The 13,872-nt window shown below is 50.2% G+C and carries 11 protein-coding genes; 5 read left to right on the top strand and 6 right to left on the bottom strand.

Translation table 11 applies throughout. The features are described 5' to 3' along the window. Window positions 1-107: 107 nt before the first annotated feature. The 3 genes from ACFQ2T_RS12060 (at window position 108) to nusB (ending at window position 2,863) form a co-directional block, all read left to right on the top strand. The gene (locus tag ACFQ2T_RS12060; protein WP_379034748.1) at window positions 108-1,775 is read left to right on the top strand and encodes an OFA family MFS transporter; all 1,668 of its coding nucleotides are present in this window, start codon (window positions 108-110) and stop codon (window positions 1,773-1,775) included. Window positions 1,776-1,922: 147 nt separating this feature from the next. Continuing rightward, window positions 1,923-2,372: a 6,7-dimethyl-8-ribityllumazine synthase gene (gene ribH, locus ACFQ2T_RS12055; protein WP_379034746.1), complete on the top strand. Its 450-nt coding sequence runs from the start codon at window positions 1,923-1,925 to the stop codon at window positions 2,370-2,372. Then, window positions 2,369-2,863 (top strand): transcription antitermination factor NusB, encoded by a 495-nt coding sequence (gene nusB, locus ACFQ2T_RS12050; RefSeq protein WP_379034744.1) that lies wholly within the window; start codon window positions 2,369-2,371, stop codon window positions 2,861-2,863. Before ribH ends, nusB begins: the two co-directional genes overlap by 4 nt. A gap of 78 nt (window positions 2,864-2,941) precedes the next feature. Here nusB and ACFQ2T_RS12045 read toward each other — a convergent pair whose 3' ends face one another. The 6 genes from ACFQ2T_RS12045 to ACFQ2T_RS12020 all read right to left on the bottom strand — a co-directional run bounded on the left by ACFQ2T_RS12045 (window position 2,942) and on the right by ACFQ2T_RS12020 (window position 10,302). Beyond that, window positions 2,942-5,782, bottom strand: a complete 2,841-nt coding sequence (locus ACFQ2T_RS12045; RefSeq protein ID WP_379034742.1) for a sensor domain-containing diguanylate cyclase — start codon at window positions 5,780-5,782, stop codon at window positions 2,942-2,944. A 212-nt stretch (window positions 5,783-5,994) separates the two neighbouring features. Then, complete coding sequence (locus ACFQ2T_RS12040; protein ID WP_379034740.1) at window positions 5,995-6,741, bottom strand: UDP-2,3-diacylglucosamine diphosphatase; 747 nt, start codon at window positions 6,739-6,741, stop codon at window positions 5,995-5,997. A gap of 3 nt (window positions 6,742-6,744) precedes the next feature. After that, complete coding sequence (locus tag ACFQ2T_RS12035; protein ID WP_379034738.1) at window positions 6,745-7,239, bottom strand: peptidylprolyl isomerase; 495 nt, start codon at window positions 7,237-7,239, stop codon at window positions 6,745-6,747. 80 nt (window positions 7,240-7,319) lie between these two features. Next, entirely contained in the window at window positions 7,320-7,889 is a 570-nt protein-coding gene (locus ACFQ2T_RS12030; protein ID WP_379034736.1) for a peptidylprolyl isomerase, read from the bottom strand. Next, window positions 7,889-9,136 (bottom strand): L,D-transpeptidase family protein, encoded by a 1,248-nt coding sequence (locus ACFQ2T_RS12025; RefSeq protein ID WP_379034734.1) that lies wholly within the window; start codon window positions 9,134-9,136, stop codon window positions 7,889-7,891. Before ACFQ2T_RS12025 ends, ACFQ2T_RS12030 begins: the two co-directional genes overlap by 1 nt. A gap of 83 nt (window positions 9,137-9,219) precedes the next feature. Beyond that, entirely contained in the window at window positions 9,220-10,302 is a 1,083-nt protein-coding gene (locus tag ACFQ2T_RS12020) for a tetratricopeptide repeat protein (protein ID WP_379034732.1), read from the bottom strand. 257 nt (window positions 10,303-10,559) lie between these two features. On the opposite strand from ACFQ2T_RS12020, the gene cysS reads away from it, so the two are divergent. Together cysS and argJ are read left to right on the top strand one after the other, a co-directional pair. Next, the gene (cysS, locus tag ACFQ2T_RS12015) at window positions 10,560-11,921 is read left to right on the top strand and encodes a cysteine--tRNA ligase (protein ID WP_379034730.1); all 1,362 of its coding nucleotides are present in this window, start codon (window positions 10,560-10,562) and stop codon (window positions 11,919-11,921) included. Between the two features lie 42 nt (window positions 11,922-11,963). Beyond that, the gene (argJ, locus tag ACFQ2T_RS12010; RefSeq protein WP_379034728.1) at window positions 11,964-13,190 is read left to right on the top strand and encodes a bifunctional glutamate N-acetyltransferase/amino-acid acetyltransferase ArgJ; all 1,227 of its coding nucleotides are present in this window, start codon (window positions 11,964-11,966) and stop codon (window positions 13,188-13,190) included. Window positions 13,191-13,872: the final 682 nt, after the last annotated feature.

The raw sequence follows: 13,872 nt of genomic DNA, 5'->3' as shown, positions 1-13,872 counted from the left end.
TATTGTGACATTTTAATGACAAACTCACATAATTTTAAATTTGCGTGGATTGCCTTTTGGGTCAAACTGTAACAAGATGTTACCGGGAGAAATTTAAGGGGTATTAAATGTTGTTCAATCTGTCAAAAGAACATATTACGGCAGGCAAAGGCTTTAACCGCTGGCTGGTTCCACCGGCCGCATTAGCAGTACATTTATCGATAGGCATGGCTTATGGATTTAGTGTTTTCTGGAAACCACTTGGTACCGCATTGACTGGGCCAGATGGTAAACCACTCGCTGCCTGCGCAGCAGGTGCCACTACCTTTGCCGACAAACTGGCAGGCACCGGCGAGGCACTGTTTGCCACAGATTGTAACTGGACCCAGTTTGACCTCGGCTGGATGTATACCCTGTTTTTCGTACTGCTTGGTTGCTCGGCTGCACTGTGGGGTGGCTGGCTGGAACGCGCAGGCCCACGCAAAGCCGGACTGGTGGCGACACTCTGCTGGTGCGGTGGCTTACTGATTTCTGCGTTTGGCATTTATCACCACCAGCTATGGATGATGTGGCTGGGTAGCGGCGTGATTGGCGGCATAGGCCTTGGCCTTGGCTACATTTCGCCGGTCTCCACCCTGATCAAATGGTTTCCTGACCGTAGGGGCATGGCCACTGGCATGGCGATCATGGGCTTTGGCGGCGGCGCAATGATAGGCTCGCCGCTGGCGACCAAGCTGATGAGTGTGTTCTCCACACCGACTGATCCCGGAGTTTGGCAAACGTTTGTCGTCCTTGCCATTGTCTATACCATCTTCATGACCTGCGGATCACTGGGCTACCGTATCCCGGCTGCCAACTGGAAACCGGAAGGCTGGACACCGCCAGACCAGCAGCATAAGCGCATGGTGGTGAACAAACATGTACACCTGAAAAATGCGCATAAAACACCGCAATTCTGGCTACTGTGGCTGATTTTGTGCATGAACGTTTCTGCGGCGATTGGCATTATTGGCGCAGCAGCGCCCATGCTGCAGGAGACTTTTGGCGGCAAACTGATTGGTCAGCCATCTCTGAGTTTTGCCGATATTAAAGCCGATGAATCCCTGACTGTCGCGGCAGCGGCGGTTGGTGCCGGATTTGTTGGCCTGATCTCGGTATTCAATATCTTTGGCCGCATAGGCTGGGCCACGTCATCAGACAAACTGGGCCGTCGCAATACCTACTTCATCTTTTTTGTACTCGGTGCACTGATGTATGTCACCGCGACCTACGCAGCTAACCATCATCAGTTACCCTTGTTCCTGGTCGCATTTTGTGTGATTGCCTCCATGTATGGCGGTGGGTTTGCCACTATCCCTGCCTACCTGGCTGACCTGTTTGGCACCCAGTTTGTCGGTGCCATCCATGGCCGACTGCTTACTGCCTGGTCCACCGCAGGCATCGTCGGGCCGGTGATCGTTAACTATACGCACGATGTGCGGTTGGAAGCGAAAACGCCGTTTGCAGATATTTATGCGCCTATTTTCCTGACACTGGCAGCGTTACTGGGCATAGGATTTATCGCAAACCTGCTGGTCAGGCCGGTGGATAGCAAATACTTTATGACCGATGCCGAGCTTGCCGCTGAACAATCCGTGGGCAAAGCTCAAGACGTGAGCACAAAAGTCGTCAAGCTCGCGAGCAAGGGACAGCCGAGCTCGCCATGGCTTGTCAGACTGGCCTGGCTGACAGTCTTAATCCCTATCACCTATGGCATTTCCATGACGGTGCAAAAGGCCTGGGCGCTATTCGCATAATACAAATCATCTTAAGTAATGATGACAATATCCGGCTAAAAAGCGGCGTGAACGCACACTTTTTAGCCGGCCCTACATTCAATCAAACGCGAGTCGGGTCGTTTGGGTTAAAATACATGTTTTAAGTATTAGCCCACGGATTCCCAAGTGAACAAAATCTCCCCAAACCTGGATGGTACCGGCAAAAAAATCGGTATTGTTCTTTCACGCTTTAATGACAATATCGGTGCCGGTCTGTTGCAGGCTTGCGAACAGGAACTGCTGAAACTGGGCGTGAAAGCCGAAGACATCACCCTGGCTACCGTGCCTGGCGCACTGGAAACACCCCTGGTTTTGCAACACATGGCCCTCACTGAGGCCTATGATGCACTGATTGCACTTGGTGCCATTATCCGCGGCGAAACCTATCACTTTGAAGTGGTTTCCAATGAATCGGCGCGTGGTATTTCGGAAGTCCAGCGTGATACAGGTGTGCCGGTCGCTAACGCCATTCTGACGACTGAAGATGACGAACAGGCGGAAGCGCGGGTCGCTGTCAAAGGTGCTGAAGCAGCACAGGTCGCCATTGAAATGGCAAACCTGGTAAATACGCTATGAGCCAGGATCAGGCCACAGGTAAACCCCAGGCATCAGATAAACCGCAAGCCTCGCCTGCAAAAGGCAAAGGTAGCAAAAATCGCCGCAAATCACGCGAACTGGCACTGAAAGCGCTGTATCGCAACCGCATGAATGCAGGCGATGTGAAACAGTTACGGCTGGATAGCCTGGATGACCCGGATTACACCAAAGCGGACGAAGGCTACTTTAAACAACTGCTGACTGGTGTGCTCGACCACACTGCTGATGTAGATAATATGATCAGCCAGTTTATTGACCGCCAGCTGGACGAACTTAGCCCGATCGAACATGCCATCTTGCGCATTTCCGGTTACGAATTAATGTTTGATGTCAGCATCCCTTACCGCGTAGTGATCAATGAGGGCGTGGAGCTGGCTAAAACCTATGGCGGTATTGATGGTCATAAGTACATTAATGGGGTACTTGATAAAATTGCAGCCCAGGTCAGACCGCAAGAGTTTAAACGTTAGGCAAGTTCACGACATGCAAAAAAGCCCTGGTTCACAGGGCTTTTTCATTTATCCGCCAAATATGTCCAGCCTTTAGCATCAACTCCGGTAAATGTAATAACCATTGCGGCCAGCGCTTTTTGCCTGGTACATCGCCTGGTCTGCCTGCTTCATCCATTCATTCACCGGCCCTTGCGCTGTGATGCCGCGTAGCGCGACACCGACACTCACGCCAATCTTGATCTCCTTGCCATTCACCAGTATCGGGGCGGCAAAACTGCTGACGATTTTTCTGGCTACCAGCTCGGCATCCTCATCCTTTTTCAGTTCAGGCAGCATAATCACGAACTCATCCCCGCCCTGCCTGGACACCGTATCGGTTTGGCGCAAACAACCCAGCAAGCGTGCAGCCACTTCTTTCAAGATGGCGTCGCCTACATCATGACCCAGGCTATCGTTGATCTGCTTGAAGTGGTCCACATCGAGGAAGATCAGTGCAGCCAGCTGCTGGTAGCGTTCTATATGGGCATGTAGCTGATGCAAGCGCATAAGCAGCATGCGGCGATTCGGTAAATTGGTCAGCGCGTCAAAATAAGCCTCTTGCGCCACCTCGTCAAACTGGTGTTTGCGGGCGGTGATATCTTCAATTTGGGCAATAAAGTATTGTGGCGCCTGCTCGTCATCGCGGAAAATAGACACCGACAGTTGCACCCAGACCATGGATTTGTCTTTACGGATGTAGCGTTTTTCCATCTGGTAGGCATTGATCTTGCCATCCAGCAACTGGTGGACGTATTCGAGATCCGCGGCCAGGTCATCGGCATGGGTGATTTCCTGGAATGTGCGGATAATCAACTCTTCTCTGCTGAAGCCGACAATATTACAGAGCGCCTGGTTGACCTTGGTAAAGCGCCCTTCCAGAGACACGATCGCCATACCAATCGGCGCAAAATCAATAATTTCCCTGAAGCTCTTCTCGCTGGCGCGCAACGCCGATTCTGTTTTCTTGCGGCTGCTGATATCATCAAACACCACTACCGCACCACACAGCCTGCCATCGCGGATGATAGGCACCGAGGTCACATCGATATGGATAGGTTTTTCATCACGCTGCCAGAGCACCTCATCTGAGGATTTAATCGGCTGGCCGGTTTTCATGACGTTGCACATCACACATTCGTGCTCTGGATAATGCGAGCGATCTGCCTTGTGGTAATGGAACAAGGCATGCGCATTTTTACCCCGTACGGCGTGCTGATCCCAGCCCAATAGCCGTTGCGCCTCCGGATTAATAAAGGTGATCAAACCCGCCGCATCAGTCACATAGATGCCCTCACCCAGCGTATCCGTTATTTCCTGGAACCTGGCAGAGCTCTCTTTCAGTGCCTGGGTTTTCTCGTCCACCAGCGTCAATACCCTGGCGGTGAATCCGGTACCAATCAGCAGGATCGCCCCCACCAGTCCGGTACAGAAAATACCGACCACCAGCATGCTCCAGCTTTGCCAGCCACGGTGACGGGCGAAATATTGCTGCGAAGGGGACATCTCCAGCCGGTAATGCTTGTCACCAAACTTGAATTTTCGACTGAATAACACTTCCGATGGCTGGCTGGCGCCAGAGACATACACGGTGTCACCGCTCTCCTGCTCTATCAGCCGAGCTTCTATCAAATCGCGCGATCCTGCAAACAGCTCGCCAAAAAACTCCCTAGAGACCAGTACGGTCTGTACCACGCCATCCCAGGAATAGCCATGTACCGGATACATGAGCAACAAACCGGTTTCGCGGCCGGAAGACAGGTAAAGTTTGATGGGTGCAGTCACCACTGCAGCATTCTGCTTGAACGCCTGCAACAGGGTGATCTTACGGTTATCCAGTGCCGCCATATCAAAGCCTATCGTGCGTTGCGACTGGGCGGTGGCTGGTTCAATATAGGCCAGGGGAAAATAGAACGAGCGCGCTTTTGCAGCATGCCATTGGTTATCGGCGCCCGGTTCAAGGATGCTGTAGCCGGGAAAGTCCTGCTGCATCTGCGCCACAAACCTGTCGCGTTTGGAATGACGCACTTTGGGTACCCACTCGATGGCATAGATCATGGGGTATTTATCCAGTGTCACTTTCACAAAGTTGCTGAAATCCTGTTTGCTGACATCGGATTGCTGGTAGGTAAACAGGGCACTGATCTGCGCCAGTACTGCTTCCTGTGCTTCTAGCCGTGTACGCAACTGTTCGGACAACTGGCTGGCAAGGCCATCGAACTCGGTAAGCGATTCCTTGCGTTCCCATTTACTGGCAATGACATAGGCAAAGACCAGCAAGGCAAACAGAAACAGCATAGGCACAGCCACCGTGTACAACCGTTTTTCCCAGAGTTTGCGTGGCTGTCCGAAGATCACCAGCGTCAGCGGCAGCATCACCATCAGGCCAAGAAAATCGCCTACCCACCAGCTGAGCCAGCTTGTCAGTAAACCCTGCCAGTCCAGCATGCCCAGCGCCAGCAGGCTGGCAGCTGACAAACTGGCGCTGATCAGGCAGATGACCGGGGCATAAACTAAAAAGGCGACGACTTCACGGGGAGCGTCCAAAGTTGTCGGATAAGGGATCTTGCGCTGCAAGCACCAGCCACCAGCCCACGCCTGTATGGCGGAAGCGGCGGCAATCAGCACAGCGGCGGCGAGGCTGATAAGACTGATCTGCTGCTGGGCGCTATAGCCTATCCACAAATTAAGGATAAACGAGCCGAGAAAAATCGCAGGCAGCATACGCTTGCCTGCAATATAGGTAACCGCAATGGCAATGCCCGCAGGCGGGAAAATGGCTGAGGCATAGCCGGGAGGCACTGCCAGCATCAAGCCCAGCTTGCCGGTGACGATATAGATCAGCACTATCGCAAGGCTGTAAAAGGCACTTTTATAGCGAAATAATAATCCGGACAACATCAATAACGCGACTCATAGACTAGACAAATAATCTGCTGCTAAAGGAAAACATCCTTTATCAGCTATTTTAAGAATAGCATTTATCTTGAAAGGCGCAAGTTGGAAAGTAAGCCTAAAAAAGTGCTTAATTTCAGCACAATACGCGCGCAGTCAGATAAAAAAGCTGAAAGAAGACGGGCAGTTGTTGCGAAGACTTCAGGCTGGAAAGGAGCTTAAAGTATGAGTGATAAGGTATGTTGCTGCAGGCCTGTGTCATCGAGCTTGCAAACGATTGCTGTGTCATGCCAGTCACCCAATACCCAGCGTTCACAGTGGTGCCCATCGACAGTAAGTGCATGCATGCCCGGCCTATGAGTATGCCCGTGTAACAGTACTTCGGGATATTCATATTCCCGTATCAAGGCAATCACCGCCTCTGTATTCACATCCATGATATCTATGGGTTGCATGGCCTTGTTTTGCGCGCTCTGGCTACGCGCCTGCTCGGCAAAGGCAATACGTGCAGCCAGGGGTTGCGCGAGGAAAGCCTGCTGCCATGCTGTGCTGCGCACCTGGTTGCGAAATTGCTGGTAAGCGAGATCATCCGTGCACAAGGCATCCCCATGTGACAGCAGGATGCGTTTTTCAACAGAATAAATCATGGTGGGATCTGCCAGCAACTGCAAGCCACAGGCTAGCGCAAAGTGTTCACCGATTAAAAAGTCGCGGTTACCATGCATGAAATAGAGTTTGACGCCGCTATCCGACAATCTGCGTAACGCATGCACCACCGGTTGGAATTCGGAACCATGCTGAGCATCATCCAGCACATCGTCACCCACCCACACCTCGAAAAAATCGCCGAGGATATAGAGCGCTTCGGCTTGGGTAACCTCAGTCTCCAGCCAATGCAAAAAAGCCTGCGTTACCGCAGGCCTTTGCGCACTCAGGTGCAGATCAGAGATGACCCAAATCGTCATGCCTTAATCAATCACCACTGCTTTTTCGATAATCACTGGCTCGACAGGCACATCCTGATGACCGGCACGGTTACCCGTAGCAACGGTTTTGATTTTATCTACGACCTCAGTGCCTTCAACGACTTTAGCGAAGACACAGTAGCCCCAACCCTGGCTGGTGGCTGAGGTGAAGTTAAGGAAGTCATTATCTTTCACATTGATAAAGAACTGCGCTGAGGCGGAATCTGGCACTGCGGTACGTGCCATGGCCAGTGTATATTTGTCGTTGGACAAGCCGTTATCAGCTTCATTTTTGATAGTAGGATCAGTCGCTTTTTGCTTCATGTTGACATCAAAGCCACCGCCCTGGATCATGAAGTCATTGATCACGCGATGAAAAATCACGCCATCATAGAAACCTTTATCAACATAATTTAAAAAGTTAGCCACCGTGATCGGGGCTTTGTCAGCAAAAAGTTCGATAATGATATCGCCAAAGTTGGTAGTAAGTTTTACCAAAACATTCTCCGTTTATTGATTGAAAAGTCGCATCTAGTGTTCTGCATAAGCACTACAGTGACTTGAATAGAAACTGATGATTACTTGGCGCCAACTATCGTTGCGCGCTTGATAATCACAGTCCGAATAGGCACGTCAGAAAATCCGCGCTGATTGCCGGTAGGCAGATTACTGATTTTGAATACCACGTCCATGCCGGAAACCACTTTACCAAACACGCAGTAGCCAATCATGCTGGCTTCCGGGCTGGTGTAATTCAAAAACTGGTTATCTGCCACATTGAGAAAAAATTGCGCGGTGGCGGAATTAGGGTCCTGTGTACGCGCCATGGCAATCGTACCGGTCTGGTTGATCAGGCCATTGTTGGACTCATTTACAATCGGCGCGCGGGTTGGCTTTTCGTTCAACTCGCGGTCAAAGCCACCACCCTGAACCATAAAGCGGCTGATCACCCGATGAAAAACAGTATTGGTATAAAAGCCGTCTTTCACATATTGCAGAAAATTTTCTACTGTCTTAGGCGCTTTATCGGCATAGACTTCCACCGTGAAATTGCCCTGGTTTGTTTCAAAGGTGACTTGTGTCGCCGCATTCACTGATGAGAAAGAAGCGATAAAACACAACAAAAATACTGCTATCAGTTTATGCATCAAGCGGACCCTTCATATAAAATTTTCCATTGGCCGTTTTCCTGTACCCAGTACTGGCGTTTTTTCATGACGTTGCGTAAAGCCGTGCTGATGTATTCCTGTTCAAAATCAACCACCACCATGTTTTTGGCAGAATTGGGATAAGTAAACATGCTGACTTCTGACAAGTTAATATTTACTTTAGGCTTGGTCGCCTGTATCTGGCGCTTGTAGCCTGACCACTTGGCCAACCCGCCCTCTGAATAAAAGAAATCACCTGCATAATGCGATAGATATGCATCGGTATTCTGCGAGACCCAATCCTTGCGCCAGTCTTCAAGCGCCACTTTTAATGCAGACTTTACTTGCGCCTGCTGCTTGAGCGACTCAGGACTGATCCACTGGAAATTGACCCCGATCACCACCGGCGTATTACCAAACTGCAAAATGTCCTGCAATGCTTTCATATCCGGATTGGAGAGCACAACACAACCATCGCTGGCACGTGGCGGACGGCTGTAGGTGTCGCGCGGGGTGCCGTGAATCCAGATGCCTGAGCCGGTCTTGCGCTCGTAACTGTCAATCTCATTAGGATAGTTCAATGGGTAAGCAGCATCACCGTATAGATCAGGCAAAGGGCGATTAAGTTTCCGCGAGGCAAAGTAAACACCGATCGGCGTGCGCTTGTCGCCCTGGTCTTTCTTACCGATGCCATTCTTACCGATAGTGACGTAGTAATCCGCCAGATACTTCAGTGTATCTTTTTGGCTTTTTTCGTAGACGTACAAGCGAGAGCGGGCAGTATCGACGAACAATACATGCGTTTGCTTTTCAGACAACTCCACTAGCAGATTAGGCTGGGTTAAGCCACGATTCTGGTCAAAGTAATTGCGGATACGAATTTCCGCTTCGTCTTTGAGATCCTGGATACGGTTCAAATTGGCAGCATCCGCATCGCCAAAACCATTGAGGATGCGCGCTTTGGCGGAGAGTAAATCGCCATGAATAAGGTGGGCAAGTGCGAAGTTTGGAGAGATTGCCAGTAACTGGTCTACGTAATCCAGCGCCTGTTGCAGGCGCCCTTCCTTGATGGACTGCAGCGTTTGTACCAGCATACGTTCTACGCTACCGGTGTTTTTATTTTGTATGAACAAGCGCGTGGTTAACGCCTCATGGTTCACCGCTGTTGCATTCCACGGCAACAGCGCGGCACTCACAAATGCGATACAGCAATATTTTCTCAAACTTCTCATGCCGATATTATACATTCGTTAATTCAAAAACTGCGCGCAACTCGCTGAATTGGCTGGTTATTCCCGATTTTAACTGCTCAATTCAGCGGACACATGCATTAAAACTTGCCAACGCGCTCCTGCTTGATCAACCAGCGTGAACCTTCTTTGACCAGATTCAAGGTTTTATTGGAGTTTGCATCCAGGCCTGTCGCCTTGTATACCTGTCTGAATGTCACTTTTGCTGACGTCGGGCTTTCCATCTTCACAACGATATTCTGCAAATTCACCGATATTTTGGCCGGACGGCTGACACGGTCGCGGCGGGTTGTTTCCCATTGCTTACGCGTCTCGCCGCCTGGTGTTTTGAAATCTTTGGCATAACTATCCAGGTATTTATCCACATTTTGTGCTGCCCAGGCATCCGCCCACGCATTGACTGCATCGGTGACAGCCTGTTCCTGCGGATCAACAGCTGGCTTGGATTCAACCGGTTTAGTTTCTACCACGACAGGCTTTTTGGGCTCAACAACAGCAGGCGGGGTTGTCGTAGCGGGTGCCGGATTCGCCGGCGGCGTGACAGTTGGTGCATTGCTGACCGGTGGCATCACAGGGACGGTAGATGCTGGAGGGGTTGAGGAAGCTGAGGTGGCCGGACGGGGAACGGCGCGTTTACCGCCAAACAGATCGGTAATCATCGCCAGTTTATTTTGTGCACGGCTGTTGGAAGTATCCAGCTTGAGCGCTTTGTCATACGCTTCAGAAGCCATACGTGCATAAATATCACCCAGGTTTTCATGCGCTGTGGCATAACTTGGATGGGTTTTAATCGCAGACTCCAGCGCTTTGCGGGCCTTGTCATACTGACCCTGGTCTGCATATAAAACAGCCAGGTTATTGTAAGGCTCAGGCAGATTTGGAAATTTTTCGGAAAGGTCAGTAAACGCTTTAATCGCATCATCACGCTTGCCGAGTTCGACCAGGATCACGCCACGCATAAACATGGCTTCGGCATTTTTAGGGTTGGCCGACAGGTAGGTATTTACCTTATCCAGCGCTGCAGCCTGATTCCCTTGCTCTGAAAGCTGATTGATTTCGCGAAGTTCTACGTTTGTTTGACCGGCCATCACCACATTTGTTAAAGCGGCCTGACTGAAAATGACACTGAATACCAGTAAATATTTTTTTAATGTTGCATTCATGAGTTAATTACCTGAGCAATCGTTGATTTTTAGCAGTATGTTATACTTGAATTGTACAAGAGACAGTGCAAATTTAGGTGATTATTACGCAATGATATCTGGATCAATTCGCGTTTTAATCATTTGCCTGACAACATAATCATTCGGATTGTCATCAATGTTAAGCCAAGTGCAGAGGCCATTCACTTAACATTCGTCAAACATTCCCTTACTTCTGCTAATTTTATCACGCATTAATCCACATTACATTTGTTAGCATGTTAAAACTACACAACACACTCACCCGCAGCAAGCAAGATTTCAAGCCCATCCAGCCTAATAAAGTACGCATGTACGTCTGTGGAATGACGGTGTATGACTTTTGCCATCTGGGACATGCTCGCGTGATGGTGGTTTTTGACATGGTCGCCCGCTGGTTGCGCGCCAGCGGTTACGAAGTCACATATGTACGCAACATCACCGATATTGATGACAAGATCATTAAACGTGCCAGCGAAAACAATGAATCTATTCAAAGCCTGACACAACGTTTTATAGAAGCGATGGATGAAGACTCAGCCAAACTGGGTATTATCCGACCGGATATTGAGCCGCGTGCAACCGAGCATGTGCAAGGCATGCTGGATATGATCAGCCAATTGATTGCGAAAGACTTTGCCTACCAGGCCGATAACGGCGACGTGTTTTACAAAGTGCGGAGCTTTAATGACTACGGCAAATTATCCGGCAAAACGCTGGATGACTTGCGGGCCGGTGAACGCGTGGACGTAGATGGCCACAAACACGATCCCCTGGATTTCGTATTATGGAAGTCTGCCAAAGCAGGCGAACCATACTGGGAATCGCCATGGGGCAATGGCCGCCCGGGCTGGCATATTGAATGTTCAGCCATGAGCGCCGAACTGCTGGGCGAACACTTTGACATCCATGGCGGCGGCCAGGACTTGCAGTTCCCTCACCACGAAAACGAGATCGCGCAATCCGAAGCCACCCATGGTTGCACCATGGCTAACTACTGGCTGCACAATGGCTTTGTACGCGTGGATGACGAAAAAATGTCCAAGTCACTGGGCAATTTTTTTACCATTCGCGAAGTGCTCGAAAAATACGATCCTGAAGTTGTGCGTTTCTTTATCCTGCGCGCACATTACCGCAGTCCCCTCAATTATTCAGACAAGCACCTGGATGATGCAAAAGCATCATTGACGCGTTTGTATACGGCTTTACGCGGTGTGAACGTACCTGATATAGAGATCGACTGGCAACAACCGCAAGCTGCCAAATTCAAATCAGCCATGGATGACGACTTCAACACGCCAGAAGCACTGGCTGTGTTATTTGAGCTGGCCAACGATTTGAACAAAGACAAATCCGACCAGACCGCCGCATTATTGAAACAATTAGCCAGTATTGTCGGTCTGTTACAACGCGACCCGGAAGCGTTTATGCAGGGTGAAGATGTTGGCGGTGAACTGGATATCGACAGCCTGATCACGGCACGTATCGCGGCCAAAAAATCCAAGGATTTTGCCGAAGCAGACCGTATCCGCAAAACCTTGTCTGATGCAGGTATTGTGCTGGAAGATACGGCACAAGGTACCACCTGGCGCCGCGCCTGACTTATTCACCAACCCATTCTTTGAAATACTGAAGGAAAACGGATGCCCGTTAAATTAACCGCTCCCCTGGCTCAAGACTTACTACCTGTCCCAGGCGTACAGCTAGGCTTTACGCAAGCCCATATCCGCAAACCGAACCGCAAGGATGTGCTGGTCATCACCGTGCCAGAAGGCAGCAGCGTGTCCGGCGTGTTTACCCTTAACCGATTTTGTGCGGCACCAGTCACGGTCTGCAAAGAGCATTTACAGCTAGGCAATGGCATTCGCGCTTTATTGGTGAATACAGGTTGTGCCAATGCGGGCACCGGCCAGCAAGGCCTGGATGATGCACATGCCAGCTGTATCGCCGTCGCACAATCGCTGAATATCAGCCCTACGCAAGTACTGCCATTTTCCACGGGCGTGATCCTGGAAACCTTGCCTATGGAAAGATTGTTGGCAGGTATCCCCAACGCAGTCGCCAACTTGCAAACGGATAGCTGGCTGAATGCTGCTGAAGCGATCATGACAACGGATATCGTTGCCAAAGGCACTTCCCGCACTTTGACAATCGGCGGCAAAACTGTGACCATCACCGGCATCAGCAAAGGCTCCGGCATGATTCACCCGAATATGGCGACCATGCTGGGCTACATTGCGACCGATGCAGCAATCAGCCAAAATGCTTTGGACAAGATGATTCAGCATGCGGTGAACAGATCATTTAACTGCATTACTGTAGATGGTGATACCAGCACCAACGATAGCCTGATCCTGATGGCGACCGGCCAGGCTGGCAATGCAGAAGTGACTGAAGACAGCGCAGAATTTGTTGCTTTGCGGGATGCGCTGACAGATGTAGCGACAGAACTGGCACAAGCGATTGTGCGTGATGGTGAAGGCGCGACCAAGTTTATGACCATTCAAGTTGAAGCAGGTAAGGATGAAGAAGAATGTCGCAAAGTTGCCTACGCGATCGCACATTCACCATTGATCAAAACTGCGTTCTTTGCTTCTGATCCGAATCTGGGACGTATTCTGGCAGCGATTGGTTATGCCGGGATTGATGACCTGGATGTCAACACGTTGCAGCTATACCTTGGCGATGTCCTGGTGGCTGAAAAAGGCGGGCGGGCAGCGGCTTATGTTGAAGAGCAAGGCGCAGCGGTGATGAAGGAAAGTGATATTCTGGTGCGGGTAGTGCTAAATCGTGGTGATGCAAATGCTACGGTTTGGACGTGCGATTTTTCTTATGATTATGTGAAGATTAATGCGGATTATAGATCCTAGAATGAGTCAGTATTTTGCTACTAAGTAGCATTTCCTTTCGCCTCTAGGCGAGTTACTTTTCTTTGTTTGCCCAAAGAAAATGTAACCAAAAGAAATGCACCCTAGCTTCCGCTTTCTCCCTGCGTTGCTCATCACCGTGGGCGGCCAACGAAACTCGCCCTGACAAGCCACACAGAACGTGGCTTGTTGCGGAACTCAAACAGACGCTGGCCGACTCCTCCCACGCTGACTGCGCTACTCGGCGCGTCAGATAGGGGCCCGTAAAAGCCACACGCTTTCACATAGGTGTACATCTTTATACATCATAGCCCGCTCAATTATTGTTAAAACAAAAAACAGCATAGTTTGTTGAGTTTTTAGTCTTGAAGTTAAAAAGCCACTAAGCGCCCACTACCCATTATGTTCAACCAACGATTCATCGTGGTGGTTTTATACGGGCCCCTATCTGACGCGCCGAGTAGCGCAGTCAAAATAAGGAGGAAGGGAGCGACTGTGTGAATCCCGCGGTGGCCTGCGTTTTGTGCAGGCCGCTAGGATGAGTTTCGTGACCGCTTATTTTGATGAGCAACGCAGGAAACAGCGGAAGCTATGGCGCCCTTTACTTTGGTGACTTTGCTTTGGGCAAGCAAAGGAAAGACACTCGCCTAGAGGCGAAAAGGGATGATGAATACTCGAAGAAATA

Source organism: Methylophilus flavus (genome assembly GCF_042678905.1).
Taxonomy (GTDB): Bacteria; Pseudomonadota; Gammaproteobacteria; order Burkholderiales; family Methylophilaceae; genus Methylophilus; species Methylophilus flavus.
This window is presented reverse-complemented; position numbering and strand designations above follow the sequence as displayed.

Excerpts from the sequence above, each read along its gene's own strand:
- nusB (WP_379034744.1), top strand. The coding sequence starts at position 2,369 with ATGAGCCAGGATCAGGCCACAGGTAAACCCCAGGCATCAGATAAACCG.
- ACFQ2T_RS12030 (WP_379034736.1), bottom strand. The coding sequence starts at position 7,889 with ATGCATAAACTGATAGCAGTATTTTTGTTGTGTTTTATCGCTTCTTTC.
- ACFQ2T_RS12020 (WP_379034732.1), bottom strand. The coding sequence starts at position 10,302 with ATGAATGCAACATTAAAAAAATATTTACTGGTATTCAGTGTCATTTTC.
- ACFQ2T_RS12040 (WP_379034740.1), bottom strand. The coding sequence starts at position 6,741 with ATGACGATTTGGGTCATCTCTGATCTGCACCTGAGTGCGCAAAGGCCT.
- ACFQ2T_RS12060 (WP_379034748.1), top strand. The coding sequence starts at position 108 with ATGTTGTTCAATCTGTCAAAAGAACATATTACGGCAGGCAAAGGCTTT.
- cysS (WP_379034730.1), top strand. The coding sequence starts at position 10,560 with ATGTTAAAACTACACAACACACTCACCCGCAGCAAGCAAGATTTCAAG.
- argJ (WP_379034728.1), top strand. The coding sequence starts at position 11,964 with ATGCCCGTTAAATTAACCGCTCCCCTGGCTCAAGACTTACTACCTGTC.
- ACFQ2T_RS12045 (WP_379034742.1), bottom strand. The coding sequence starts at position 5,782 with ATGTTGTCCGGATTATTATTTCGCTATAAAAGTGCCTTTTACAGCCTT.
- ACFQ2T_RS12025 (WP_379034734.1), bottom strand. The coding sequence starts at position 9,136 with ATGTATAATATCGGCATGAGAAGTTTGAGAAAATATTGCTGTATCGCA.